23 protein-coding genes and 1 tRNA gene are annotated in these 24,855 nt (G+C 58.3%); 14 read left to right on the plus strand and 10 right to left on the minus strand.

Annotated elements, in window-relative coordinates:
* Nucleotides 1-28 precede the first annotated feature (28 nt).
* The 6 genes from ACR0IK_RS15580 (at nt 29) to ACR0IK_RS15605 (ending at nt 4,445) form a co-directional block, all read left to right on the plus strand.
* Nucleotides 29-472 carry a GNAT family N-acetyltransferase gene (locus tag ACR0IK_RS15580; protein ID WP_480642151.1) on the plus strand — a complete coding sequence of 148 codons (444 nt, stop codon included), beginning with the start codon at nt 29-31 and terminating at the stop codon, nt 470-472.
* A 52-nt stretch (nt 473-524) separates the two neighbouring features.
* Nucleotides 525-1,826 (plus strand): histidinol dehydrogenase, encoded by a 1,302-nt coding sequence (hisD, locus tag ACR0IK_RS15585; protein ID WP_480642152.1) that lies wholly within the window; start codon nt 525-527, stop codon nt 1,824-1,826.
* Between the two features lie 690 nt (nt 1,827-2,516).
* Nucleotides 2,517-2,996 (plus strand): UPF0262 family protein, encoded by a 480-nt coding sequence (locus ACR0IK_RS15590; protein ID WP_480594382.1) that lies wholly within the window; start codon nt 2,517-2,519, stop codon nt 2,994-2,996.
* A gap of 3 nt (nt 2,997-2,999) precedes the next feature.
* Complete coding sequence (locus ACR0IK_RS15595; protein WP_475211327.1) at nt 3,000-3,452, plus strand: arsenate-mycothiol transferase ArsC; 453 nt, start codon at nt 3,000-3,002, stop codon at nt 3,450-3,452.
* A gap of 2 nt (nt 3,453-3,454) precedes the next feature.
* Nucleotides 3,455-3,853: a ketosteroid isomerase-related protein gene (locus ACR0IK_RS15600; protein ID WP_480594314.1), complete on the plus strand. Its 399-nt coding sequence runs from the start codon at nt 3,455-3,457 to the stop codon at nt 3,851-3,853.
* Nucleotides 3,846-4,445, plus strand: a complete 600-nt coding sequence (locus ACR0IK_RS15605) for a GNAT family N-acetyltransferase (protein WP_480642153.1) — start codon at nt 3,846-3,848, stop codon at nt 4,443-4,445. The genes ACR0IK_RS15600 and ACR0IK_RS15605 overlap by 8 nt, the downstream gene beginning before the upstream one ends.
* A gap of 14 nt (nt 4,446-4,459) precedes the next feature.
* On the opposite strand, the gene ACR0IK_RS15610 is transcribed toward ACR0IK_RS15605, so the two are convergent.
* Nucleotides 4,460-4,675 (minus strand): hypothetical protein, encoded by a 216-nt coding sequence (locus ACR0IK_RS15610; RefSeq protein WP_480642154.1) that lies wholly within the window; start codon nt 4,673-4,675, stop codon nt 4,460-4,462.
* A 149-nt stretch (nt 4,676-4,824) separates the two neighbouring features.
* Here ACR0IK_RS15610 and ACR0IK_RS15615 point away from each other — a divergent pair, with 149 nt between their 5' ends.
* The 7 genes from ACR0IK_RS15615 to ACR0IK_RS15645 all read left to right on the plus strand — a co-directional run bounded on the left by ACR0IK_RS15615 (nt 4,825) and on the right by ACR0IK_RS15645 (nt 8,780).
* Nucleotides 4,825-5,700, plus strand: coding sequence for a carbon-nitrogen hydrolase family protein (locus tag ACR0IK_RS15615; RefSeq protein ID WP_480642155.1), 876 nt, complete (start codon nt 4,825-4,827; stop codon nt 5,698-5,700).
* Between the two features lie 91 nt (nt 5,701-5,791).
* A complete protein-coding gene (infA, locus tag ACR0IK_RS15620) occupies nt 5,792-6,010 on the plus strand; it encodes a translation initiation factor IF-1 (RefSeq protein WP_005978431.1) in 219 nt (72 codons plus the stop codon).
* 11 nt (nt 6,011-6,021) lie between these two features.
* Entirely contained in the window at nt 6,022-6,600 is a 579-nt protein-coding gene (locus tag ACR0IK_RS15625) for a Maf family protein (RefSeq protein WP_480594310.1), read from the plus strand.
* Nucleotides 6,597-7,619, plus strand: a complete 1,023-nt coding sequence (locus tag ACR0IK_RS15630; protein ID WP_480594309.1) for a ribonuclease E/G — start codon at nt 6,597-6,599, stop codon at nt 7,617-7,619. The genes ACR0IK_RS15625 and ACR0IK_RS15630 overlap by 4 nt, the downstream gene beginning before the upstream one ends.
* A complete protein-coding gene (locus ACR0IK_RS15635) occupies nt 7,616-7,798 on the plus strand; it encodes a DNA gyrase inhibitor YacG (RefSeq protein ID WP_480594307.1) in 183 nt (60 codons plus the stop codon). Before ACR0IK_RS15630 ends, ACR0IK_RS15635 begins: the two co-directional genes overlap by 4 nt.
* 79 nt (nt 7,799-7,877) lie before the next feature.
* Nucleotides 7,878-7,952 (plus strand) — tRNA-Phe (locus tag ACR0IK_RS15640).
* Nucleotides 7,953-8,156: 204 nt separating this feature from the next.
* Entirely contained in the window at nt 8,157-8,780 is a 624-nt protein-coding gene (locus tag ACR0IK_RS15645) for a poly-gamma-glutamate hydrolase family protein (RefSeq protein WP_480642156.1), read from the plus strand.
* A gap of 30 nt (nt 8,781-8,810) precedes the next feature.
* On the opposite strand, the gene ACR0IK_RS15650 is transcribed toward ACR0IK_RS15645, so the two are convergent.
* The 4 genes from ACR0IK_RS15650 to ACR0IK_RS15665 all read right to left on the minus strand — a co-directional run bounded on the left by ACR0IK_RS15650 (nt 8,811) and on the right by ACR0IK_RS15665 (nt 10,971).
* Entirely contained in the window at nt 8,811-9,176 is a 366-nt protein-coding gene (locus tag ACR0IK_RS15650) for a helix-turn-helix domain-containing protein (RefSeq protein WP_480642157.1), read from the minus strand.
* A gap of 5 nt (nt 9,177-9,181) precedes the next feature.
* Nucleotides 9,182-9,535 (minus strand): type II toxin-antitoxin system RelE/ParE family toxin, encoded by a 354-nt coding sequence (locus ACR0IK_RS15655; RefSeq protein WP_480642158.1) that lies wholly within the window; start codon nt 9,533-9,535, stop codon nt 9,182-9,184.
* Nucleotides 9,536-9,635: 100 nt separating this feature from the next.
* Nucleotides 9,636-9,800 carry a hypothetical protein gene (locus tag ACR0IK_RS15660; protein WP_480642159.1) on the minus strand — a complete coding sequence of 55 codons (165 nt, stop codon included), beginning with the start codon at nt 9,798-9,800 and terminating at the stop codon, nt 9,636-9,638.
* A 58-nt stretch (nt 9,801-9,858) separates the two neighbouring features.
* Entirely contained in the window at nt 9,859-10,971 is a 1,113-nt protein-coding gene (locus ACR0IK_RS15665) for a tyrosine-type recombinase/integrase (RefSeq protein ID WP_480642160.1), read from the minus strand.
* On the opposite strand from ACR0IK_RS15665, the gene ACR0IK_RS15670 reads away from it, so the two are divergent.
* Nucleotides 10,970-11,284 carry a hypothetical protein gene (locus ACR0IK_RS15670; protein WP_480642161.1) on the plus strand — a complete coding sequence of 105 codons (315 nt, stop codon included), beginning with the start codon at nt 10,970-10,972 and terminating at the stop codon, nt 11,282-11,284. The two genes, ACR0IK_RS15665 and ACR0IK_RS15670, sit on opposite strands and share 2 nt — an antisense overlap.
* An 841-nt stretch (nt 11,285-12,125) precedes the next feature.
* Here ACR0IK_RS15670 and ACR0IK_RS15675 read toward each other — a convergent pair.
* The 5 genes from ACR0IK_RS15675 to ACR0IK_RS15695 form a co-directional block, all read right to left on the minus strand.
* The gene (locus ACR0IK_RS15675) at nt 12,126-16,451 is read right to left on the minus strand and encodes an NACHT domain-containing protein (RefSeq protein WP_480642162.1); all 4,326 of its coding nucleotides are present in this window, start codon (nt 16,449-16,451) and stop codon (nt 12,126-12,128) included.
* Nucleotides 16,448-16,903 (minus strand): hypothetical protein, encoded by a 456-nt coding sequence (locus tag ACR0IK_RS15680; RefSeq protein ID WP_480642163.1) that lies wholly within the window; start codon nt 16,901-16,903, stop codon nt 16,448-16,450. The genes ACR0IK_RS15675 and ACR0IK_RS15680 overlap by 4 nt, the downstream gene beginning before the upstream one ends.
* Nucleotides 16,904-17,141: 238 nt before the next feature.
* Complete coding sequence (locus ACR0IK_RS15685; RefSeq protein WP_480642164.1) at nt 17,142-18,086, minus strand: toll/interleukin-1 receptor domain-containing protein; 945 nt, start codon at nt 18,084-18,086, stop codon at nt 17,142-17,144.
* Between the two features lie 231 nt (nt 18,087-18,317).
* Nucleotides 18,318-21,698, minus strand: coding sequence for a phospholipase D family protein (locus ACR0IK_RS15690; RefSeq protein WP_480642165.1), 3,381 nt, complete (start codon nt 21,696-21,698; stop codon nt 18,318-18,320).
* 125 nt (nt 21,699-21,823) lie between these two features.
* Nucleotides 21,824-24,673 (minus strand): DUF3427 domain-containing protein, encoded by a 2,850-nt coding sequence (locus ACR0IK_RS15695; protein ID WP_480642166.1) that lies wholly within the window; start codon nt 24,671-24,673, stop codon nt 21,824-21,826.
* Between the last annotated feature and the right edge of the window lie 182 nt (nt 24,674-24,855).

The following is a 24,855-nucleotide window of genomic DNA, read 5'->3' on the forward strand; positions in this document are numbered from 1 at the left end:
GGGGCTGCGCCGCGCGACTGTGTTCGATGTGTTCGATCTGAGCCGGGTTCTGGTCCGCTCGATCACCCAGCTGTGTCAGGTGGATCATCAGGGTGACCCGCAAGCCATCGCGAAATGGACGGTGAACAAAGACCCCGAGACGATTCGGCGCTGGATCAGGGACGGGGCGCAGATCTGGTTGGCTGAACGTGCAGGTCAGGTCGCCGCCGTAGGTGGATTGCGTAACGATGAGATCACCCTGCTCTATATCGATCCGGATCATACCGGGCATGGTATCGGGTCGGCCTTGCTGCGTCGGCTGGAACAGGAGTTGATCGCTTCGGGCCATACCGAAGCCCGGCTTGAGGCGACACAAACGGCCCAGGCGTTTTATAGGCGGCATGGCTGGCAGCCTACCGGGCAATGCGGCGCGCGTGGTGACGTTTCCTGTTTCGCCATGCGCAAATCGCTGCACCCCGCCGAGAAGGGTTGAGGCCAGCCCATCCCGGCGATATGTCCCGATCAAATGCCCGGAGAGCCAGATCATGCCCGTTTTCCTAGATTCCTCGTCGCCCGAGTTTGAACACGCCTTTCAGGCGCTGTTATCGGCCAAGCGAGAAGACAGCCCGGATGTGGACGCCGTGGTTGCGGAGATCATTGAGGATGTGCGCACCCGGGGCGATGCGGCTGTGATTGAGCTGACCGCCAAGTTTGACCGGCTGGAACTGACGCCGGAAACACTGGCGTTTTCTGTCGATGAAATCGCCGAAGCGGTCGCGCAGGTCTCGGACGCGGACCGTGCCGCGCTGCAACTGGCGGCCGAACGCATCCGGGCCTATCACGAACGGCAGATGCCAGAAGACCAGCAATGGACCGACACCGCCGGGGCGACACTGGGGTGGCGCTGGTCGGCGGTCTCGGCGGCGGGGCTTTACGTGCCGGGCGGTCTGGCCTCGTACCCGTCTTCGGTTCTGATGAATGCGATTCCAGCCAAGGTGGCAGGAGTTGACCGGCTGGCCATTGCGGTGCCGACGCCGGACGGGCAGGTGAACCCTCTGGTCCTGCTGGCGGCACAACTGTCGGGCGTCGACACAATCTATCGCATCGGTGGCGCGCAGGCGATTGCGGCGCTGGCCTATGGTACCGAATCCGTCGCGCCAGTGGACAAGATCACTGGTCCGGGAAATGCCTTTGTCGCTGCTGCCAAGCGCCGGGTTTTCGGTAAGGTGGGCATCGACATGATCGCGGGTCCATCCGAGATTCTGGTGATCGCCGACAAGGAAAATGACCCGGACTGGATCGCGCTGGACCTGCTCAGTCAGGCCGAGCATGACGAAAGCGCGCAATCGCTTTTGATCACCGACGAAGCTGCGTTCGGACAGGCCGTGGCGCAGGCCGTGGAAAAGCGCCTGGAAACCTTGCAGCGCCGCGCGATCGCCGGAGCCAGCTGGCGCGACTTTGGTGCGGTGATTACCGTGCGCGACTTGGACGAGGCTGCCGCGCTGTCAAACCGCATCGCACCAGAACACCTTGAACTTTGCGTCGCCGACCCGGTGGCGCTCAGCCAAAAAACCATTCACGCCGGCGCAATCTTTCTTGGCCAGTATACGCCCGAAGCCATTGGCGATTATGTCGGTGGCCCCAACCACGTGTTGCCGACCGCGCGTTCGGCCCGTTTTTCGTCCGGCCTCAGCGTGATGGATTTCCTCAAACGCACGACACTCAGCCAGATGACGCCCGAGGCACTGCGGGCCATCGGACCAGCCGCCGAACAACTGGCGCAATCGGAAAGCCTTGAGGCGCATGGCCTGTCGGTCACCGCGCGTCTCAAGCGGTTGAACGGCTGAATTGGCGTAACGACGCAGTGTGACCTCAAATAAGGCCCGGTCGAAAGACGACCGCAGGGAACAAAACAAGGAGGTCTAATGACTTTTCGCAAAACAATCACTCTGTTTCTACTACCTGTCATCTCAGCATGTACATCCTATGTGCCTAGCCAGAACGACGTGCAAAGAGCCAATGATAGCTGTTTAGGTGACGAACTTTGTACTCTCGCCACCATTTGGACCAACGGCTACAATGAAACGGCAGGTACAAACTGGGGTCACGGGATATCTGTGAGTGAAGCAAAAACAGATGGGAAAGTAGTTTTTTTGACGTTCGATGTTGGTGACCGCGTGAAAAATAGACCTACCAACTTGAATGATTCTACAGCTAAACAACAGTTTGAATACGGCATATGGCGAGCTCTTTGTTCCGTAGACGGGTCGCGACACTTCTTTGAGTTGGGCGGGGAGGTCCAGTACGCTGCGTACTTGCCATCTGACCAATTGTTCTCAATGCAAACGATTAAGTCCTGCAGCTGGTCATCGGCCCCTCCGGGGTAAGAGCGTGGCGAATGGTCTGGCAGGCTTTGGTCAAGTTGTGAGATTCGGTCCGCAGATCACAAATAGGAGCCCTTAAGGGGCTTCTGTCCGTTGCCGAACGAAATACGTTGTTATAGGTCTGTGCAGACCCGAAACACTGTGACCATAATGATGACCCGCATTTCGCATATCGAATTGGATGACCGTAATCTGCCCCCGCCGACCCCCGAGATCGAGCAGGAGCGCAAGGTTGCTATCTATGACCTGCTGGAAGACAACAGCTTTGCACTGCCCCAGCGGGACGGCCGCGAGGTACCCGAGGGGCCATACCACGTGCAGTTGTCGATCCGGGACAAGCGGCTGGTGTTCGACGTCGCCACCGAGGCCGAGGAAAAAGCGGCCGAGTTCCACCTGTCACTGGGTCCGTTCAGGCAGGTGGTCAAAGACTATTTTCAGATCTGCGAAAGCTATTTCAACGCGGTCAAGACCTTGCCGCCCAGCCAGATCGAAACCATCGACATGGCTCGCCGCGGTATCCACAACGAAGGCAGCCGCGTGCTGCAGGAGCGGTTGGAAGGAAAAGCAGATATCGATACTGACACCGCCCGTCGCCTGTTCACGCTGATCTGCGTGCTGCACTTCGGGGGCTGACGGGTGAAGCCTTTGCCGCAGTCGGTCCTGTTTTGTTGCGACCACAACTCGGTCCGGTCACCGATGGCCGAAGGCATCATGAAGAAGTTTTATGGCACCGGCACTTATGTGCAATCTGCCGGTGTGCGCAACGACTTTGAGATCGACGGGTTCTGCATTTCGGTCTGCCAGGAAATCGGGGTTGAGCTTTCCCGCCACCGGACGCGCTCGTTTGACGAGATGCAGGAATGGGGAGATGACCTCAGCTCTTTTGACCTAGTGGTCGCCCTGTCGCCCGCCAGCCAGCGAAAAGCGCTGGAACTGACCCGGATTTTTCATCTGGATGTCGATTATTGGCCAATAATGGACCCTACCGGGCTGGGCGAGAATCGCGAAGAAAAGCTACATCACTACCGACAGACCCGCGATCAGATCATCGGGCATCTGAAAGAACGCTGGGGCGAACCTACGGAGTGACCATGAACCAGACCGTCAAAACCTATTTCGAAGCTTTCAATGCAGGCGATGTGGACGGCATGTTGGCCTGCCTGTCCGATGACGTGGCGCATCACGTGAACGAGGGCCAGATTCGCGTCGGTAAAGAGAAGTTCGCGGCATTCTGCGAACACATGAATCGCTGCTATCGTGAGAACCTGACCGATATTGTGGTGTTCAACACCGAAGGTGGTACCCGCGCCGCGGCCGAGTTCATCGTAAACGGCACCTATCTGGAAACCGACGAGGGCCTGCCCGAGGCGCATGGCCAGACCTACCGCCTGCCCGCCGGGTCGTTCTTTGACCTGAAGGATGGCAAGATCACCCGCGTCACCACCTTCTACAACCTCGCCGACTGGACCAAGCAGGTTTCGAATGGCTGAGGTTACCGCCGTCCGCCCCCTGACCGGAGCGGCGCTGGGGGCCGCTCTGGACGACGTGGCGCGCCTGCGGATCGAAGTGTTTCGGGCGTGGCCGTACCTGTATGACGGTGATTTGGAATACGAACGAAAATACCTGCAATCCTACCGCGACAGCGACAAGGCGATTGTGGTTGGTGCTTTCGACGGTGACCGCCTGATCGGGGCCTCGACCGGGGCGCCTCTGACCGAACACGCCGACGATTTCGCTGTGGCTTTCGAAGGGTCCGGGTTGGACCTGTCCGAGATCTTCTACTGTGCCGAGTCTGTTCTGCTGTCCGACTACCGGAGGCAGGGTGTCGGCCACAAATTCTTCGACCTGCGCGAGGCCCATGCCCGCGCGCTGGGTTTTAAAAAATGTGCCTTTTGCAGCGTCCAACGCCCGGCCGATCATCCCATGCGGCCGGAAAGCTACCGGCCACTGGATGCATTCTGGCGCGCGCGGGGCTACGAACCGTTGCCCGGTGCAATCGCGCAGTTTTCGTGGAAGGATATCGGCGAAGAGGGTGAGACGCTCAAACCGTTACAGTTCTGGATCAGGGATTTGCCAACGTAATCCGCGCTAGCGCTTCAAGTCCGGTGTTTTCGGCTGAGCAGACCGTATTTGACGGCCCACCCTCTGAGGGACAAGCTCTTGCGTTTTTCCTGCTTCAGCGGCTTTTTTACTTGTGCACCGCTCTTTCGATTGAATTCGAACACGTCGATAACGCGTTCCGCACAGCCACAGGCTTCGCCCATGCCAACTTTGGCAAAATAGAACTTCTCGAAATTTTGCGGGTTTTGCATGGTCTTCCTCCTAAGCACATTGAAACACTTCGGATGTCTTCTGCCAATTCACTTTCCCGTCGATGATGGCTGGGGCGAACAATGCGTCTGTACAGTTCGAGACGCCGTCTATTAGTGTCTCGCCAAACCAGGCCTGAGGAGCCCGCGCTATGAAAGTCGCAACCGCCGCCTATAATCTTGACTGGCTCGACAGCTGGGCGCAGTACGAGGATAAGCTGTATCGCTGGGTGGCCGAAGCTGCCGGGCAGGGGGCCGAGCTTCTGGTGTTTCCGGAATACGGTGCGATGGAACTGTCGACGCTCGACGGGGCTGAGGTGGCAGGTGATCTGGAGCGTTCGATCCGGGCTGTATCGGATCGGATGGAGCAGGCGAAGACCCTGCATCAGCGCATCGCTCAAGAATACAAAACCTACATTCTGGGCGCATCGGCGCCGGTTGTGGATGGGCCGGGCCGTCCGGTAAATCGCGCAGCGCTCTACGCGCCTGATGGCGGACAGGATCATCAGGACAAACAGATCATGACCCGGTTCGAGCGCGAAGACTGGGATATCGTGCCGGGCGGGCCACTCAAACTCTTCGACACTGCATTGGGGAAAATCGGCGTGTTGATCTGCTATGACAGTGAGTTCCCCTTGCTGGGCCGAGCGTTGAGCAAGGCTGACCTGATCCTTGTCCCTTCGTGTACCGAAGCATTGGCAGGCTATTGGCGCGTTCGCATCGGGGCGATGTCGCGAGCGTTGGAAAATCAATGTGTTACCGTAATGGCGTCTCTGGTCGGGAACAATGATTGGTCCGAGGCTGTGGATATGAACACCGGCACCGGCGGCGTTTTTGGCCCGCCCGACAAGGGGTTCCCAGCGACCGGTGTGCTGTCTGAGGGCGTCCTGAACCAGCCCGGCTGGACCTATGCCGATATCGACCTGACGACCATTGCCGAAGTCCGCGCCGATGGGAATGTACTGAACCGCACCCACTGGGAAGAGCAGGCGCCCCGAGTCGATTCAGTCACAATATCGCGCCTTTAGGTGATTCCGCCCTTGAAATAGGGCCGAAATAGGCTCATTTAAGCCCACATCCCCGTAGATTCTGCGGGTGCAACGTAATGATGGAGACAACATGGCCAAGGAAGATACGCTCGAATTTCCCGGTGTCGTGAAGGAACTCCTGCCTAATGCGACGTTTCGGGTCGAGCTGGAAAACGGCCATGAGATCATCGCACATACGGCAGGCAAGATGCGCAAGAACCGCATCCGCGTTCTGGCCGGCGACAAGGTTCAGGTCGAGATGACCCCGTATGATCTGACCAAGGGTCGGATCAACTACCGCTTCAAGTAACGCCTGCCGCAATGGCGTTTATCTTAGGATCGGGCAGCCCAAGGCGGCTGGACCTGCTGGCCCAGCTTGGTGTGCAGCCCGATGCGATTCGCGCCCCCGACATCGACGAAACGCCCCTGAAGGGCGAGCTGCCGGTGCCCTACTGCAGCCGTATCACGCGGGCCAAAGTGCAGGCGGTGCAGGCGGATAATGGCGATATAACCCTGTGCGCCGACACCACCGTCGCGCTGGGTCGCCGCATTCTGGGCAAACCCGAAGACGCAGGCCAAGCGGCCGAATTCCTGCATGCCTTGTCCGGTCGGCGGCACCGCGTGATCACCTCGGTCGCCGTGCGGCGTGGGGACCGGATATTGCAGCGAGATGTTGTTTCCCAAGTCAAGGTCAAACGTTTGTCGGACGTGGAAATCAACGCCTACCTGGCGACCGGAGACTGGCAGGGAAAAGCAGGTGCCTACGCCATCCAAGGTCCAGCAGGTGGCTTCATCCCATGGATTTCGGGCTCGTTCACCGGCATTGTGGGTTTGCCACTATCTGAGACTGCCGCCCTTTTGCAAGGCATCGGTTATCCGCTGTATCGTGAGGCATCATGAAGGGTCGTACCATCGTTCTGGACCATATTGAAAACCGCGAAGCAGCTGCTTTGATGGTGGACGGAAAGCTTGACGATTTCCTGATCGCGTCAGACGCTCCCGTGCCGGGCACGATCTATCGCGCCCGCGCCGACCGTCCGGTCAAAGGGCAGGGCGGTATGTTCCTGACAACGCCTGAGGGCCCGGCCTTTCTGCGCCAGGTCAAGGGGTTGGCGCCGGGTGCGCTGTTACTGGTGCAAGTCACGGGTTATGCTGAACCGGGCAAAGCGCTGCCGGTAACCGACCGTATCCTGTTCAAAAGCCGCTATGCAATTGTCACACCCGATGCGCCCGGCCTGAACATCTCGCGTTCCATCCGTGACGAAGAAGAGCGCGACCGTCTGCTCGAGATCGCGCATGAATGCATGGAGAGCAGCGACTATGGCCTGATCCTGCGGTCGTGCTGCGAGGGCGAGGATGCGGGCGAGATTGCCGAAGATATCAGCGCCATGCTGGCCCACGCTGATCAGGTTCTGAAAGATTCCGGGGCTGAGCCCGCGCTTTTGCTCGAAGGTGACGGCCCGCACGTATTGGCCTGGCGCGACTGGACCGACCCGGCTGAGGTCCTGACGCAGGCGGGCGGGTTCGAGGTGCAGGGAGTGCTTGACGCGCTGGACGTGGCGCGCGGGATATCCGAGCCGCTTCCGGGCGGGGGCCACCTGTTCATCCAGCCCACGCGCGCTTTGGTTGCCGTGGATGTGAACACCGGGTCCGATACGTCTCTGGCCGCTGGCACCAAAGCCAATTTCGCCTGCGCCAAGACGCTGGCCCGTGCGCTGCGTGTACGCGGCCTTGGTGGGCAAATCACGGTGGACCTGGCCCCCATGCCCAAGAAGGACCGCCGCGGCTTTGAAGCGGCACTGCGCGCTGCGTTCAAGGCAGATGGGATCGAGACCACTCTGGCCGGCTGGACACCGTTGGGGCACTATGAACTGCAGCGTAAACGTGGCCGTATTCCGCTGTCGGAGGTGTTCAAATGAGTTGTCCGATCTGCGGCGAAGACACGGTGATGAGGTTCCGCCCGTTCTGCTCAAAACGCTGCGCTGATATCGACTTGGCCAAGTGGTTTAACGGGTCATATGCGGTTCCGTCACAGCGCGAAGAAGACCTGGACGCGGACGTCACTGAGGGGGAAACAGAGCAATCCCGCCCACATTGAAAAAATGTCAAAAAGGCTCTGGACACTGCCAGTGGCAAGTCATAGAAGGCCTCCACCCAACGATGAACATCGTTCCCGTGCCCGGGTAGCTCAGGGGTAGAGCAGTGGATTGAAAATCCTCGTGTCGGTGGTTCGATTCCGCCCCCGGGCACCAAAGCACCTGTAAGTGATAATGAAATCAATGTGTTATGGGGCAAAAATGTCCCACCGTTTTCACGTCTGGACAAAAGTGGGACTTTTTTGTTCGTGGTTCGGTCCCGGCCGAGGTTTCGTTCAAGAGATGTATTGAGACTTGATCGGGACGGCAGGAAGTGTGCTGGGACGCGCCCAAACATTGTTGGCAGAGGATGCGAGGCATATGGTGCTCGCACAATCTGAGTCACGGATGACAATGCCAGCAGATCGCTATTCGACCTTTTCGGAGCTTTTCCGTCACGAGACGGCAGGGAGCGATTATCGCATTGAAGCCCGTCATGTGACGAACTCAGCCTTGGTTATGGCGCCCCATGGCGGGCGGATCGAACCAGGCACTTCCGAGATTGCGCGAAGTGTGGCCCAAGATGACAAGTCCCTCTACCTATTTGAAGGCATGAGAGCCGGATTGAGGCATCACGAGTTGCACGTGACTTCCCACCTCTACGATGAACCACTCGCTCTCGAAATTGCAGCTAGAACCGATCGTTTGGTCGCATTTCATGGCCGCGCTGATCGAGACGACACCGAAACGGTTTGGATCGGTGGCCTCGACACAGACTTGAGTGGGCTGATCTTGGATCATGTCGTTCGTGCGGGTTTCGTCGGTAGGCTGCAACAGGGTGAGCTTGCCGGAACTCATCGAAACAACATTTGCAACCGAGCGCGAAGTGGCAGGGGTGTGCAACTTGAGCTGCCTAGGACTTTGAGAAACCGATTGATGGAGGAGCAGGACAGCTTGGCTCAGTTCTCTATTGCTGTGCGAAATGCTCTCGAAGACCTGATCTAGCCGCCTTGGCGACCTGTACCGATCTCGTGCCTACGACAGACTGGCGCGTTGCGCTTTCCCGGCTCTCACTCGCTGCGGCTCCTCCGTATCGCCCAACCCTTCGAGCGCCATTGGTGCCGTGCCGGGGAATTCGACCATCAGCTTGAGTTCCCCGCCCATCGCCCGGACGTAGCTCGTCAGCGTCGAGAGCAGAAGGTCGCTCTGGCGTTCGTATTTCGCGACGGTGGCTTGCTGCACGCCGAGGGTTTCAGCCAGCTGAACCTGGGTCAGCTTCTTGGCCTTCCGCAACTCCTGCAGCGTCAGGTACTCGGCATGCAGCCGATCCGCTTCGACCTTGATCGCCGCGTGGCGGGCGGGGTCGAGGGTCTCCAGCTTCTCCTTAAGGCTCCGGGCCATCGTCGTTATCCTTTCCGTCTCTCCAGGTGGCGGTCGAAGCGGTCGTCCGCCCTAGCAATCAGCGACTTGTAGAACCGCTTCTCGCTGCCACCCGACTTGTCCCCGCCGACGAGCAGGATCGCCTGACGGTCGGGGTCGAATGCGAAGGCGATGCGCCAGACGCCATCGGCGGCGGTGCAGCGCAGTTCCTTCATGTTAGCATGCTTCGACCCGGTCAGGGTGTCCGCATGGGGTCGCCCGAGCATGGGGCCTTCCCGCTCGAGCAGCAACGCCCGGGCGAGGATCGCGTCCTGCACCTCTTGTGGCAGGGCATCGAATTCCGGCTCGAATTCCTCGGCAAAGGATACGGTCCACGGCATCGGGCAAATACTACCTTGAAGCTATATAGCTTGGGGGAACTAATTTTGCAAGAACGAGCTGAAGGACGGTGGCGTCGCGTTCGCAGGCACGGGGCGAGGATCAGTCTGCATCTTTGAGCAGCCCTTGCGCATTTTCCGCAGCCCGCGCGAGGCCAGCAACCCGCTTCCCGGTGGCTTTCGTGGTCGCTTCGAACTTGGCGAACGCCTCGGGCGGAAGCGTCGAGGTTGCGCCTTCGTCCAGCTTCGGTTTCTCGGTCTTTGTCATGACTGCCTCCATTGTGTTCTTCTTGGTCGTTTCAGGCTTGGCACGGGAAGACGACGTATCACGGATCGCCACCCCGCACTTCCCCTCTTCCCGGCCCGCCCTCATCCCGTGACAACAGCTTCATCCCGGACGCCGCAAGTACCTTCTGGCGCGCGGCGCGGGTATAGCGCGACGCCTCCTTCATGGTCGTCCAGCCGAAGATCGCCATCAGCTGCCGCTCGGTCGCGCCGTTCTCGGCCGCGAGCGCCGCGCCCGCCTTCCGCAATCCGTGAGCGGAGCAATGCTTCAACCCGGCCTCGTCGCATTGCTTGCGGAACCAGTTGCCGAAGCCGTTCGAGGTGAAGGGCTTGCCGAAGGCCGTGACAAGAAAGGCGAGGTTGCCGGTGGGCGTCGCGTCGAGGACCGCCTTCAACTCGGGCAGGACCGGGATGGAGAGGGTGACGGGCTTGCGGTCGCGGTTCTTGGCCTGGGTCAGGGTGATCCAGCCGTCCTTGATGTGCTGCGGCCCGAGCCGGACGATGTCCGAACGCCGCTGCCCGGTGTAGAGCATGAGCGCGAGCGCCAGCCGCGGCTTGCCGCCGATCGGGTGATGCTCCTCGAACTGCCGGACCTCCTCCATCGTCCAGGAATGGAAGCCGTCCCCCTTGGCCTTGAGGTAGGGCACGTCGCGGGCCGGGTTGCGCTGCGCCAGTTCGTACTCGACGGCGAAGGCATAGACCTGCCGCAGCGCCTTGACGAAGCCGTTGGCGGCCTCGGGCCTGTCCGCCATCTCGTCGCGCATGCGCCGGACGTGGCGAGGCTCCATCAGCGCGTAGGGCTTCGACCCGTTCTTCTCGCAGATCCGGTCGAGGATGCCGCGCCGGACATACTTGGTGCGGCCACTCAGCCGCTGGTACTCGGCCGAGACGTAGTACTGCTCGCAGAGCCACTTGAAGCTGCCCTTCGATCCGCGCCGCTCGAGCGGTCCGGTCGGCGCGCGGGGCGTCGCGCCCATCATCGCGGCGCGGTACTCGGCGAGGAAGTCCTCCGTCCCCGGCTGGCTGCGCAGCCGCACCTTCAGGTGCCCGGGCCGCCGCAGGTAGACGCGCACGTTCCCGTGCCGGTCGGTATCCTCGATGACGTGCTTCAGGCGGATGCTGCCCGAGCCGTCTCTCATCCTGAATGTGGGCATGGCACGCGCTGCCTTTCGTCAGCCGTCAGTCGTCCCAGGGATTGTGGTCGGAGTGATCTCCATCAGGGATCAGCTCGAACGCCCGGTCAAGCTTTTTCCGGTCCCAGATGGTACGGGCATTGATCCGCTTGGGCGGCGGCATGCGCCGGTCGCGAACGAGGTGATCGAAGAGCGTGGGCGACACCCCGATATAGGCCGCCGCCTCGGTCCGCGAGAGACCGCGGGGCGCGAGGGTGGGCGGCAGGATGTCGGGGCGCTTGGGCATGGGGCGATGGGTTTGGGTTTCGGGTGCTCCAAGGATGCCGGAAAGTGAGATGGGAACGAAGCCGAGAACGGGCGGGGTAGGCCTGTGGCGGGGAATGACAGGTGGGCGGTGGGTGTGGGGTTTCAGTGCGGATAGCCGGGTGTGCTGGCGTAGGCGCGTGTTCTCGTGGATTCGGTGTAGTGCCGCATGAAAGTTGTTTTGAGATCAGTAGTTTGGCGCGATTGACGCTTCCATGCCCGTGTGACTGCGGCGGATAATCTCTCTGAACAACAGCCACTTGAGGTGGCCGTGCGGCACCTCTTTTATCTCGCGCTCCCATTGTTGAGCGCGAGATGTCCGCCTCCGATGCTCAGAGTTCTCGCCGCTTCTACAGAGCAACCGCCAAGAGCACGATTCCGCAGTGTGCATACCAGTGGGCTGAAAACCCTGCGAAATTGCAGGAAACCTGCACACGACCGATTTGCGTGCACACGAAAACGCCAGTCACGTCAGTGATTTGCGGCAGTCGTGGCAGGCGCTTTTATCTTGCCCATTTCCCGTAGCGCTGCAGTCCGAGGGCTTCTACTTTGCCGTTTGCTTGCGATTGCATCCTGGCCTTCGATGTCGTGCGAAGCAGCCAGTTGGTTTGACTGATTGCCAGAATGGAGCGTTCAAGGCGCAGGAAGTGTCCAAAGAGAGTGCAACTGGGGTGCAGCGTCTTTGCCAAAGGACTACCGCTCGGCAGCTTGTATTTTTTGCTGAAGTAGCGATTGAAGGCCTAGCCTCGAGCCGTTCGGCTGGCTTGTAGCCGAGGATTGAAAGCCAAACTTCGTCAAGAAAGGGCCCCAAAGCTAGAGATTGAGCCTGGCTCCGGTGACCGTCAACCTGCAGCCCCGAGGTGGTCGCGTATCTACTCGTTCGCGGTAACTGAGTAATTGATCCCTTTCACCGAAAGCAGCAGTTCTGAACGTTCCTCCATAATAGCGTTGGCAATGCTCTGCAACCAGGCGACTGTCGTTTCCAAATCCATTCTTTCGCCGGTGTCTGGATGCTCCCATTGCCGCGGTTCACGCATACAGATTAAAAGGCAGCCAACTCGACATCGCTCATGGTTCAGATAACGCCCCACGAGTTGGTCGATCAAAGCATCTCTCAGCTGGCTTCCGCTCCATCGATGTCTTGCGTCATCTAACTTCGCTTCTACAGATGCGTATCGGTCCAAACCGGCTGCGTGCAATCGGATGTCTGTTCGCTTTTCAGCAATTGCGACGGCTTCTTGTGTGACACTGTATGCACTTCGAGCGTTTTGGGTCAGCCAGTAGGAAAGGAATTGACGTAGCTCTGTTTCGCCTTCCACCTTTCGCAAAGTCGCTACAGTTGTCTGCTCGTCGTTAAGCAGGTGGTGTTCAAAGTCTGCTAGCCTGTGATTCATGACCGCAAATAGCGACGGGTCATCATAGGCACGGTAGTTTCGCTCTTGGTCGAATATTCGGAATGCCGAGGCATTCATGGCCTCGGGTTCCGATATGTTCGCCGCCAACTCTGTAGCCATCTGTTTCAAACGGTCAGTCAGATGCGCGAATTCGGGCATCGCGGATAATTCGTAAAGCACCAACAGCGTTCTCGGCGACTTCGTGGAAGTAAGCGTGCTCAGGAGGTAACCGCGTGCTTCCTCAGCGTGGTCGCGAGTGTTCGGTGTAAAGGTGCCTTCATGGTGCTGATCCTCTTGCGGGCGCACCGTTTGGTAGGCTCTTATGACCAGCTGGGTCAACAAATCGAGGCGACGGCCATTCTCCACCCCATCAAAACTCGGTTGCCCGCCCCAGTGGCGATCACCGAAGATCGCGGCAAGTATTGAAATTGCAGCTTCTCGGGACTCTTGCGTTGATAAGTCAGCGGTCGCTGCCAGCACCGCTTCGCACCCTTGCTCTAGGCTCAGTTGGGTCAACATTTTCAGCCAGAACCGCTGGCTTTCAGCAGTCATTTGGTTGGATGTGTCGATATGATTTTGGATCGCTCCAGCGGCATTCGAAATGGCCGCATCCGTGCCATGGCCAGCAATCAGTTCGAAGGCGTATTTGAGGTCGGTCTGGGTATTCTGCCCCAGCGCATTCTCAAATGCCGGTAGGCTATCTGTAGCCGCTGCGGCTGCGATTTCGCGCATGAATGGTGTGCCATGGTGGAGTGCGTCATGCAAAATGGGTGCACGTCCTACCTCCATAAGGTTTGCGAGCTGTCGGTTGATTTCAGTACCAATGACTTCTTCGATGGCGTGCGGGTGGGCCGCTTCCAGCTGCGGCAGGAAGGCTCCGAAACCGTTCAGCTCCAATGTTGAAATGCGCGTCGCCCTTACTGCTTCATCATGCGAAAGCACTTCGGCCCAATTCGCGGTCTCAGCCTCGCATTTGAGCGCAGCAAGTGCCATAAGGCTGGCGGCTGAATAGCTATTCCGATCTTCTTCTGCGCGCTCACTGAACAGCGATACGTCGGTGCGTCGCCAGAAATCAGAGAGACCTTCTCTTACACCGGTAAGAAATTCCGGAGAAAACGCCGTCGCAACAAACTGTGCATCCCAATACCCCCACGTATTGTGGTCGCGTTCCGTGTGCTGCATGACATTGTGCAAGTTATATAGCGTGTTTTCCCGGTCTGCTTCCCCCAGCATTAGATCTTCAGCAGCAAGAACCTCCTGCCGCCATTGTTTCCAACCATCCTGCCGCTCAGCTTCTTCGATCTCACGTTCACGCTGCCAATTTTGGTGTTCAATTTCGTGCTCGTCGGGTACTTGAGATGGAGGATTCAAAATCCGCTCAAGTTCTTCTTGGAGGTCCTCTCGGTCGGAGATTAGCTCAGCTATTTCGACCGCAAGTTGGGCGTTTTCGCCGCCTCGGACGAACATGCTCAGCGTATAGAACGCTACGCCGCGACGGTCCTCTATTGCGCCATTCGCAAGTGCGCGAAGAAGCCAAGGGAAATCCAACTCAGTAAAAGGTCGTAGGATCCGCCCATAATCGGATCGTACAAATCGATGCCAATCGTTCTCGGGCTTTTCAAGAGATTCTGCCAAGTCGAAGCACGCCCAAAAGTAACCTTCCCGCAAAGCAACACTCTCGGACAATGCCTCTTGCAACCTTTTGGTTTCCTCTTTGGCGATTATGCTTTCGCGGCGCTCTCCAAAGTGAAAGGCCACTGCAACACTCCATGCCCAACGTGGGATTTCTTCGGTGGACTGAGGTGGAGTCAGATCGCAAGCCGCTATCACGGGATCGACGAAGTGATCATAGCTTGAATGCGCTTGGTAGACGCGACTTTCTTCGGTGCGGTTCACCCAAATTGCGTCGACCAGGTCGTCCCTGATTTGGACCCTTTGCTCTGCGCTCATGGCATCCGACTTGATCGCCTGAAGTAGTGCATAGCCCAAGCCATGAACGGAACGCGGTATTTCGTTCAGCGATCTTGCAAGAGCCAGAAACTCTGCCAGTTCAATTGCTTCAGAAAACAGATCAGGCAGCGCATTGCGCACAACCCGTTCGGGCCAATTGCCCGCCACCATGCTAGTCCCGATCTCGCGCTTCTGTTGACTGCTTCCACATCTAAGAACTGCCCAGACAGCGTATGTCCGATGGTGGAAATCCAAGCTCTCGTCGAAGGCCGCTTGAAACGCCAAATCGGCGCAATCAGCCATTGGCGTCAGGTACACCATTTCGAGAAGCAGCTCTCGCGTGTCGTGACCTGTATAGGCTTGGTCCCACAACTCTTGCACCAGCGGCGCCAGCTCCGGTGTCGACACGCGCTTCAGCTCAGTGTGCCCAACGCCGACCCTGCGCCAGTCGCTACCAGAATATTGCTCAACGAACCTGCGTAACAGTTCCGCGCGCAGTTCGAGGCTCAGAATCGCGGGGATTCCCTGGCGGAACAGTAAGAGAGGGTTCCGCTCCTTCACATCAGTCAGTACGTCGGGGTTCCACAGTGCCAACCATGCCACCACAGGTTCCATACTTGGGACTATCACTCGCTCTTGTCCGACGCTCGCGAACAACAGGTGATGGAGGTCGCTTGTCGCAAGACCTTGCTCACGCAACTTCTGAAGGCGCTGTGCGGCCAAGAACTCCTGCGTGGATCGATGATGAAAGCGCACAGCACCGACGCCTGTGGGGTCAAACAAGGACTTGCCAAGCAACTCGACCTGCTCATCGTGCGACCAGTCCGGCAGGATGTCGGCTACACTGACTCCCTCTGCGTCACCGCCAGGCGCTGCAAAGTAGATTGACCTGCGCTTCATTAGAAATAGCGCAAGCGCAATCCGCTCCGCCCCTTCCATGCCTTTTTTTACGCTCAGATCGTTGCGCTTTTTGTCAGAGGTTTCGCGAAGCCGTTGGCCAATGCCAAAGACCAATTGTTCCTGAAGGTTGCCGAGTTGTCCTTCCGTCGCCAACTGGTCAAGCGCAGCCATGATGTCGGCAGGCAATTGGTAGAGATGCCAGAGCTCTTTTTCCTCCAAGTGCTGGGCAAAGACATCAGCGTGATCTGCTGCGTAAAGACGTGCAAATTCAACGATCTCATTTCTAGATAACGGCAAAAGCGCGAAAACCTTTACAGGTTCCTCCCTGCCGCTGGCCCCCTCCTCCCCATCACTAGGGGGTGGGCCGCCATCTCGTGCAATCACTGCCGTGAAGACTTCTTCACCTGCTGGAGCTTCAGTAACCTCAGCGGCTCTTTCTCTCGGCGCAACCAAAGCGCTCACAACCTGAAAATCCAGCTCGTCAGCCCAATCATTTGGTCGACATGAAATGAAGAAGCGCGCCCGGTGTGTCTGCGCTCCGATAGCAGCCTGAATTTTTCGCAATGCACGCCGCAGCGTGCCCTTACGCAACTTCAACTCGTCAACCGCGTCCAAAAAAAACACTGCCTCTGCGTCAGATGCCTCTAACCAGTGCTGAAATTCTTGCTCTTCTTCCGCGGTGATTGAGTCCAAAAACTCTCCGTCTTGAAGCAATTCAAGTGGGACAAAAAACGCAGCTTGTCCCTGATCCTGGAGCGCTTGTTTTTGCTTTTTGAATTCATGGGTCTTACCGCACTTCCCCTCACCCAAGACGACGACACAGCGGTGAGCATAGAGGTCGCTCCAACGTACGGAACCGTGCTCATAACTGCCCCAGATAGACATGTAGTCTGGGTCGCGCAGTCGCTCTTGTGATGGCAGTGCAAAACGACGTTCAAATGGGACGTGGATCATGTCGCAGTCCACAAGACACGCTTGTCTTGACCCTCCCCAAGAACAATCTGCCAATTCGCAAACTTAGCCTTGGCCTCTCCCGATGAAACCAGCCCTTCGTGCAAGGTGATTTGGATTTGACGGCCGAACGATCTTTCTGCTTTCGCCGCCACAACAAGTTTTGTGTCGGTCCTAGTCACTGAAAGCATGGGCGCTTCAGAAGAGTACTCGTCAACGAAGCTAGCCTCATCGATCTCAATTCGTACAGATGGAATAATCAGTCCACCCCAGCTTTCGTTGCCTTCGGCCTCGAAGAACATCGATTTATGCTGCCCTGAAAGAAAAACCGCCGTCGGCACGTCGTTGAGTTGGCCAACCAGTAACGTTTCCTCGTACTTCGAGGTCGGCAGGATCAAGCTGAGTGGCTTTGCGATACCGACTTTTCCGACTGTGAATTCACTTGGCGACAGCATTTTTTCTCTCAGAATAATAACCCATTGGCGGTAGCTGGGATGATCGTGAATGGCCCTATAGTTCCGATTTTAGCATCTCCACTAATCCCAACCCATCCGAATATCGGTTCGACGGCACTCTGGACAATGTACAGCTTTGGTCGGTCGATTATCGCGGCGAGCTTCACGTTGCTCGTTCTTGCTGAGCACCGCGGTTTCGAAACGGTGACCGCAATTGTTGCAGCGAAAGCGAGCACGCTCAGGCATGACTGATGCCTGCTTGCTCAATAAACTGGTTCCATAAGTACTCTGCAGCTTGCTCAGGATTTAGCTGGTTAGTTTCATTCCCGAACATCGACATAGTCACAACAAGGAACTGTTCGTATTCGTCGGAAGAGACGTTGAAGCCGCCATTTGCCGTATTGTCTGCTGCATTCTCAGTGAAAGAAAAATAGATGTCGCCCAAAGCGAACCCCGCGTTTCGGCAGTGCACTGTGATATGCGCCGTTCCATGCTGCCGGCCACGATTGACAACGGTGCTGCCAAAGGAGTTCTCGCCACGGTCTACAAATCGGCCCCGCAGCCCCTCGACAGCATCTATCTCAGCAATCGCCAGCTTGAAATAGTTCTTGATCGTAGTGAACGCCGCGTCGCGATATTCACTGTGGTCGATTTCGTCGAAGTCGCGTTGAACGCGATAGCGGGGGGCGACTTGTTGTGTTGACGCTGGCTCTGTTTCATCAGCAGTTGAATCGAGTGCATTCGACACACCTGCATCGACTATCCGGCGAATTTCCTGAATGACATCTAGGTATGCAGTATTCGCGTTCGTCCATTCCGAGATCGGAAGACCGTCCTTCGGCACCGCTTTCAACCGTCGGAGCTGAGGCATTGCAGCCCAGTCGCATGGTTCGACGATGATAGGGACAACCTGTGCCAAGCCCGCTTCGTGCCGCTCCAAAGCTCGTTGCATCTCTCGTTCGACACAATAGTTGGACGCTATGAAGTCGGGGCTAACCATCAGCAGGAAAAGTTCAGCCGCCTCTAGCTCTTCGCTGATTTCATCATCCAAGACCTCACCCGCCAAGATTTCGCGGTCGTACCATGTCTTGATCCGACCTTCCCGCTGAAGGTTCGCAAGATGAACATGTAGGCGGCCAAGTGCATCTGCATCTCGATGGGAGTAAGAAATGAAAGCTCTCATGTGTCTGCTCGAAATGTTTGTATTTTGTTCTATTTTATCCATCCGGGTCTAGGTCGGCAACTAAGACTTGGGAGTTACTACCCAATTCGCAAATGGGGTATCACTTCCCAACCAATGTCTGCTCTTGCAATGCTGCAGTGCAGCGCGAGCTATCAAAGCCAAGGGCAGGTCTAGGCCGAGAGCGTCAACTCCGTAAAGCCAATCGTGGCAGGGCTCGGAAGAGTTTTCGGCCTACTGTCTGGCTTCGAAGATGACGGCCACCCGGCTCAGTACATCGATCGATTGCCCCTCTGACAATGCCGTGCACCGAGCAAAGAGTTCCTGCATCCTTTCACTTACAGCCGAGCGGACATCGTCTGGCTGCTCTTGGAAAGCCCGGTAGATCGCGTCGATCCCGAGGTAGTCGGGTATTTCGCCGCCAGACGCACTCCTTTGGCTAACCGTCTCCTTCGCCTCGATCCAGAATACATCGAGTTCGTGTGCCCAGGCTTCTGCCAGCTTTTCCAGCGTCGGCAGAGTTAAGGAACCGAAGAGCCCTTGACCAGAATCACCTGTGTCGTGGCCTGACAGAAAATTAGCGAGAGAGGAAAGAAGTGAAACCGTTCGAGCTGGCCGAACATCCCAGTGGGTCAGATGCGCAAGGGTGCTGCCGAGACGGCTGAACGTAGCGGATATCGCGTTCAGTTCTGGGCGGTGGCTTTGCATGCCTCGGCGGCGCGTTTCGGCATAGGCGGCGGATAGGAGCCTAGCTGCTTCTACTTGGTCGCCAATGATCTCTGCGCGCCCATCGACATCTCGAACGGCAATTGAGCGAGGCGGTAGGACAGTAGGGTCTTGGGGGCTGCCTGTACGACCGCCCAAGAGGAGGATGGTGACTGGCTCAACTGAGGACAGAAGGCAGAGTTCCGCTCCCCAGAGACCTCGAGGGTTTGCGTTCCAGACCCGGCGCAGAACGTCGGCAGGCAACACACGCCGAAGCTCTTCAAGCTGATCAAAGTAATTGTTGGGGCGGAGGATGCGCGGCTTCTTGACCTGTTCGAGAACAAGATCGGTCAGATCACCGGCAGAAAACTCAACCAACTCTGATGGTAGGTTTTCGGCGCCAACACCTGACAGGAGGGCGATGCTGGCGACACGAGCGCGCGCCTTGTGATCTGATGACAGAACCAGACCGGGAAGGTCGAAGGTGTAGTAGTGGATCCGGGAATTGGGACTGTCGATCCGGTCGATCCGGCCCAACCCCTGAATGAGGCTCTTGACGTCGGACGTGACGCCAATGATCCCAAGCGCAGAGGCGATTTGGAGGTTGATCCCTTCCGCCATCTGGAATGTGAGGAACATGGCCCGTGGCTTTAGCGGGGCGACATGTTTCCCATCGATGCCGAAATACTCCTGCGCATCTGCTCCCGATCGGATGTGATGCAGCTTCTTACCGGTCTTGATCCGTGCACCAGGTGCGACCACGAACACCTCGGGCCCTCGGCCACGTTGACCTGCAAGAAGTCTGGCATAGACTTCGAGAACGCCGACCCGCTCAGCAAGGAAGATGGCATGGCCATGCTTTCGAAGGATGTCTCGCATGACACCGGCCCGGGCTTCATCAATGCTGTCGAGGCTGGGATCATTCAGAAGCCTACTGATCCGGTCGCAAATCGTAGTTTCGCTGTCCTCAGCTTCGGCATCGACTTCCTCGGGCAGCGCTCCATCCGGAACGGCAATCCCGCGGGCGTTCTGTTTCTCGGCGCGTCTTAGGTTTTCTCCGATGGATGCCCGCCCCCGCTGATCGGCGTCGCTGTCGCGCTCTCTGGCCCATTCTTCGCGTGCAAAGGTTATCGACGCGCGCAGCAAAGCGAGGAAGTTCCGGATGTGAATGCGCGATTTGTCGTGGAATTTAATTTCAGTGTGGGCGGCGCGTTGGGGGTCGGCAGACACAAGGGTGACCCCAGTCGTGATGCACTCCGCCAGTGTCTTGATCCGCTCAATAATCTGGCGCTGCTGATCACTCAGCGCCGTATCCTTTCGGTGGCTTCGGATCGTTGGGTAAACGAAAGCACCAGTTTTTCGATCTGCACTCTCTCCAATGCAATCCCGTTGGCGCCGCACGACGTAGGGGGCTAGGGCGTCGGCCAAGCCTTCTTGAAGAGCACTGATTTGAAGCCCACTGGTCTCTAGCTGGCGTTCAACACTGTTAACTTCATCCTTTAGCTTTTCCGCGCTGTCGAACAGATCGTCCTGTACGCTTTGATCTTCGATCCGGCGGTTCATCTGATCGAGGTGGCGCACGAGTTCGCCACGCTTTCGAACCTTGGCCATGTGTTGGTTGATCTGCTCCGTGATGGGCGGAGGCACATAGATCGAGGCGCGCTTCTCATGGAATGCAAGCAAGCCGTCCAGGCCTTGGTTTCCCATTAGCGTGGCCGACAAACAGGCGGTCCAGATCGCCGGACTGCGTTCGAAGACAAGCGAACGTGCAGAAGGTGCAAGGTATCGCGAGCTCAGTCGGTGGCTTTCATCGACGATCATTGATGCAGACGAACGGACCGCCCGGTTGATCTCGTCCAATTCCGCAGTCTCCTCCTTACCTCGCCGCGACAGGTGACTGTGCTTGATCGGTTTGAAGTTCGCAGGCGCGTTTGTTGTCCAGTTCTTCAGAACACTTGCGGGTATCAGGGCGAGCGAGCCAAGCCGTTGTTGATCGGCGCGCTCTCCCCAGGAAAAGACCGTTTGCCCATGGCTGATCGGTAGAACTGTTGCCAGGTGTTTTCCGATGTCGGTCTTCCCGGCACCAGTTGGCGCTTCGACAAAGGCAAAGCCGTGTTCATAGACCGTCCCTGCAGCCTCATAGACAAGATCGGCCTGGAAGGGTTGAGGCGGACGTCCGGCGCTGGTTTCGCCTGCGACACGCCAGGGGGTGAAGGTTGTGGCTTCGTGAACCGTTCTGGCCACTGCTTCTTCGGGTGAGACAAGGCGGATCAGCGCTCGCAGGATTTCCAGCGCTGTTTCAGTCCAATCGCGCCCCATGTCCCAATACTGCTCAGCGGCAGCGCGACGTGCAGTCGCGAGTTCGGGCCAGGCATCGGCGTCGTCCATGAATTCCAGATTGCGGCGCAAACCGTTGATCGAGAAATTGGCACTTCCCGAAAGTGCCTTGTCCCCGCCTACAAAAAGCTTCGCGTGAAGCATTGGTGGACGGCGTCCTAGTTTTTCTTCTGCCAGATCGGGATCGAAAATGCGGAATTTGATGATCCCGCGCTCGATTGCGTCCATTGCAAGAACTGCGCGCAGGTCGGCCAAATCAACAACCGAAAAACCCCTGGCGCCAAGAAAATGCTGGCGCGCTTCATCGGCCACTGACCGGTCGCTGCCGCCTAGAGCCTGTCGTGTTTCGGAATTGGAGCCAAAGACAATGCGGATGCTGCCTTCTGGGCGTTCTCCAAGGTTTTCGATTGTTTCGAGCAGGATGGTGAGCGACGACAGAAAGTCCTGATAACCCGTCACAATCAAACAACTTTGTTGCTGTAGAGCGAATTTGACCAAGCCACTGACCGAACGCGTTGCATTGTCGCCCCAAGCCTCGTGGCAGGAAGAAGGAGGCCCTTCGGTCGTGCTCACGTCACGGTCAGTCTCGCTGGCCCGCGAGAAAAAGCGTGAAATCAGTCCTTGCCGCTCCCTGGTTCCCATACGCCGTTGTCTTCCTATGCCCCAGGGGCAACGTTAAATTGAATTTGTTTAAGCTATCAGTCTTGATTTGGAATTCCGAGCTCCGCCCAAAGCTCGCGCGGTACTGGCGAGATTAAATCCAACTGTACTTCAATTGGCTTCTCGCCCTCCCATCCGGCGAACCCGGGCTTCCCGCAATAGATGAACGGATTAACCTTGCCATTCACCTTGTTCCCTCGGCGGATGAACAGGTGTACCTCATGACCTTCTTCACCGCTGATGATCCGGCCATGCTTGCTGTTCTGTCGCGTCTGGTTCTGGCTGAACCACTTCAGGCGTGAAGGGCTGAGGAATGCGTTTTCGTAGGTCAGGTCCTGGATCGAAACATTGGCAAGAAGAATCATGATCTTCTTTTCGGGCAGCGCCTTCATCCCGGTGCGCCAGACGTTTTGCTTGTACTCTTCGCCAAAGAACTCGGCGATGTCCGGCACGTAGTAGCGCTGCCAAAGCGCCAGTTCTTTCGGTTTGCCGACAAAGGTCGCGGATGCCTCGGCGGCCTCGCGCACGATGGGCGTTTCTGCCAGGCGCCATTCGACCAACTCGCGCACAAGCAGTTCCAACTCGCCGGAGGCGTCAGGTCGCGCCAGCCGCAAGCCGTCGCTGCCCTGCGCTAGGTGCGGGTTGAACGCCAGCTCTGACGCGCCTTCGCTCGGCTGCCGTCCGGCTAACACGTCGCGCAAGCCGGTCAAGGCGGCGCGGGACAAAACCTTGGGCCGTTCCATCTCGCGTAACAAGCGCCCGTGGGTGGCGAAGGGACGTTCGGGAAAGGGATCGCCCATGTCCCGCACGAAATCGAACCAGCCGCCATGGCCGGAAGCGCGAGGATCGAAGCCATTGCGGAAGACTTCGACAGCCGTGGGGCGGATGCCGGTCCGGTCCCGGAAATCGACATAGAAGGCTTCGAGCTCCGCGGCGCCTTCTTTCGGTCGGAGGAGATTGCGCAGGATATCGATGACTTCGAGTTCATAGGTGATCTCGCAGCCCTTGGGCATCTGGAATTCATCGGATTGAAGTGCCTCCAGCTTGGTCGAGATCGAGCGATCGCCCGCGCCGGCCTGCAGAAGGGTCGCGACCTTGGTCAGGAAGCTGCGGTGGTTGCCGATATAGTCGATCACCTGCAGCACCTTGCCTTCGACGCGGCGCAGGCCGCGGCCGAGTTGCTGCAGCCAGATAATCGCGCTTTCGGTGGGACGCAGCATTAGCACGGTGCCGATCTCGGGCACGTCCACGCCTTCGTTGAACATGTCGACCGCGAAGAGAATGTCGATCTCGCCGCGACCGAGCGCTGCGAGGGAGCTCGCGCGCGGAGCGGAGCTTTGGCCTGAATGGACGGCAACAGCCTTCAGACCGGCGGTGCGGAAGTACTCGGCCATGTATTCGGCGTGGCGCATGGAACAGCAAAAGCCGATCGCGGGGCCGGTTGCGCGTTTGCGGTACTGATCCAGAGCGTTCAGTGCCCGGGCCTCGGTGGCCAGGGCTGCGTCCAGTGCGGTCGGATCGAACTGGCCGGAGCGCCAGGGGATCTGGGCATAATCCACGTCATCCGGCACACCGAAGTAGTGGAAGGGCGACAGGTGCCCAGCGTCGATCCCGCGAAACAGGTCGCATTCGTAGACGAGGTTTTCGCCGCAAAGGCCAAGCAAGTCGGCGCCATCCGTCCGGTCTGGCGTTGCGGTGAGGCCCAACAGGAAGCCGGGCGTGAAATGCTCGATCAGCTTCTGATAGGTGCGGGCGGCGGCATGGTGGAATTCGTCAACCACGATGTAGTCGAAATGGTCTCGGTCGAACTGGCGCAAGTGACCGACGCGGCCCAGTGTCTGAACCGAGGCGAAGAGGATTTCTGAATCTGCCTCCTTCTCGGTGCCAGTGTAGCGGCCAAGCTTGGCCTCTGGGCGGACCTTGCGAAAGGCTGCCATCGCCTGGGTCAGGATTTCGTCCCGGTGAGCAACGAATAGGATGGGGCCCGCCTTTGAACTGATCGTGTCGAAGGCAGCCAGCCAGGTCTTGCCCAGTCCGGTAGCCAGCACGACAAGCCCGGCGCGGTGGCCGTTCGAACGGCTCTGCGCAAGTGCCGCCAGCGCCTCCTGCTGGATCGTGTGCGGCTCGGGCGGCGGGCCTTCCTCGGCGACGACGCGGGCGGTGAACTCAGGCATTGGCCTTGCCCTGCGGCGTTTCGCATAGGCATCGATCCATGCGGCCGTCAGCGGCTTGACCTCTGGCCGTACCAGCAGGTCCTCAAAGGCTGCTCCGACACTGTCAGCCGCTTCTTCGGAATGCAGGTTCCATTCCACACCTTTGGTCAGCGCCGATTGGGACAGGTTGGAGCTACCAACAATCGCCGCCCCGCGTGCATCGGCGGCCCGGAACAGCCAGGCCTTGGGATGAAAGCTGAGGCCATCGGTCTCGAAAACGAAAAGCTCCGCGCCTTCCAGGTCCAGCAAACGCGCCAAGGCTGTCGGGTCGGTCGTATCGAGATAATCGCCCACCACGATCCTGAGCCGCCCCCCACGTGCCAGCAACTCGCGGAACCAGGGCTCGAGCAGGGCCACGCCGCTGTCCATGGCAAAGGCAATCGCAAGGTCGACCGATTGCGCGGTGTCCAACCGTTCGGCGAGCAAAGGCAGGAGCGGATCGCGACCGCCGGTTGTCAGGCGCGCGCCACTGGCTTCCCGCAGGTGGAAATGGTCGTGATCGGATGCGGCAACGAAACCGGCCGTACCGCGACCAAGTGCGGCGCCGACCTCGGCCAGCATGGTCATCTGTTCCGGGGCGGTCAGGTCATCCCACGCGGGCACATGCCGAGGGGCGGGGATCAATCCGGCCTCACGGTGCATGCAGATCGGGCAGGTGAGGCGCGGGTCAGTCACACTCGTCCAGATTGATCGTTTCTACTGAGACCATTGGTAAGGATCGCCGCTGGCATGTCCAGGCGCTGGGGCGATGCGGCGCCAGCTCGACCGATTTTTTCCGGCCCTAATCCCCCTCGGAAAAGTGGGACACAAATCCGAAAAAATCCAATAAACATGGTGAAAGAAAAAAGTCCCACCGC

It is taken from the genome of Ruegeria sp. BF7 (assembly GCF_056538605.1).

Excerpts from the sequence above, each read along its gene's own strand:
- hisD (WP_480642152.1), top strand. The coding sequence starts at position 525 with ATGCCCGTTTTCCTAGATTCCTCGTCGCCCGAGTTTGAACACGCCTTT.
- ACR0IK_RS15590 (WP_480594382.1), top strand. The coding sequence starts at position 2,517 with ATGACCCGCATTTCGCATATCGAATTGGATGACCGTAATCTGCCCCCG.
- ACR0IK_RS15600 (WP_480594314.1), top strand. The coding sequence starts at position 3,455 with ATGAACCAGACCGTCAAAACCTATTTCGAAGCTTTCAATGCAGGCGAT.
- ACR0IK_RS15605 (WP_480642153.1), top strand. The coding sequence starts at position 3,846 with ATGGCTGAGGTTACCGCCGTCCGCCCCCTGACCGGAGCGGCGCTGGGG.
- ACR0IK_RS15610 (WP_480642154.1), bottom strand. The coding sequence starts at position 4,675 with ATGCAAAACCCGCAAAATTTCGAGAAGTTCTATTTTGCCAAAGTTGGC.
- ACR0IK_RS15615 (WP_480642155.1), top strand. The coding sequence starts at position 4,825 with ATGAAAGTCGCAACCGCCGCCTATAATCTTGACTGGCTCGACAGCTGG.
- infA (WP_005978431.1), top strand. The coding sequence starts at position 5,792 with ATGGCCAAGGAAGATACGCTCGAATTTCCCGGTGTCGTGAAGGAACTC.
- ACR0IK_RS15625 (WP_480594310.1), top strand. The coding sequence starts at position 6,022 with ATGGCGTTTATCTTAGGATCGGGCAGCCCAAGGCGGCTGGACCTGCTG.
- ACR0IK_RS15630 (WP_480594309.1), top strand. The coding sequence starts at position 6,597 with ATGAAGGGTCGTACCATCGTTCTGGACCATATTGAAAACCGCGAAGCA.
- ACR0IK_RS15635 (WP_480594307.1), top strand. The coding sequence starts at position 7,616 with ATGAGTTGTCCGATCTGCGGCGAAGACACGGTGATGAGGTTCCGCCCG.
- ACR0IK_RS15645 (WP_480642156.1), top strand. The coding sequence starts at position 8,157 with ATGGTGCTCGCACAATCTGAGTCACGGATGACAATGCCAGCAGATCGC.
- ACR0IK_RS15650 (WP_480642157.1), bottom strand. The coding sequence starts at position 9,176 with ATGGCCCGGAGCCTTAAGGAGAAGCTGGAGACCCTCGACCCCGCCCGC.
- ACR0IK_RS15655 (WP_480642158.1), bottom strand. The coding sequence starts at position 9,535 with ATGCCGTGGACCGTATCCTTTGCCGAGGAATTCGAGCCGGAATTCGAT.
- ACR0IK_RS15660 (WP_480642159.1), bottom strand. The coding sequence starts at position 9,800 with ATGACAAAGACCGAGAAACCGAAGCTGGACGAAGGCGCAACCTCGACG.
- ACR0IK_RS15670 (WP_480642161.1), top strand. The coding sequence starts at position 10,970 with ATGGCACGCGCTGCCTTTCGTCAGCCGTCAGTCGTCCCAGGGATTGTG.
- ACR0IK_RS15665 (WP_480642160.1), bottom strand. The coding sequence starts at position 10,971 with ATGCCCACATTCAGGATGAGAGACGGCTCGGGCAGCATCCGCCTGAAG.
- ACR0IK_RS15675 (WP_480642162.1), bottom strand. The coding sequence starts at position 16,451 with ATGATCCACGTCCCATTTGAACGTCGTTTTGCACTGCCATCACAAGAG.
- ACR0IK_RS15680 (WP_480642163.1), bottom strand. The coding sequence starts at position 16,903 with ATGCTGTCGCCAAGTGAATTCACAGTCGGAAAAGTCGGTATCGCAAAG.
- ACR0IK_RS15685 (WP_480642164.1), bottom strand. The coding sequence starts at position 18,086 with ATGAGAGCTTTCATTTCTTACTCCCATCGAGATGCAGATGCACTTGGC.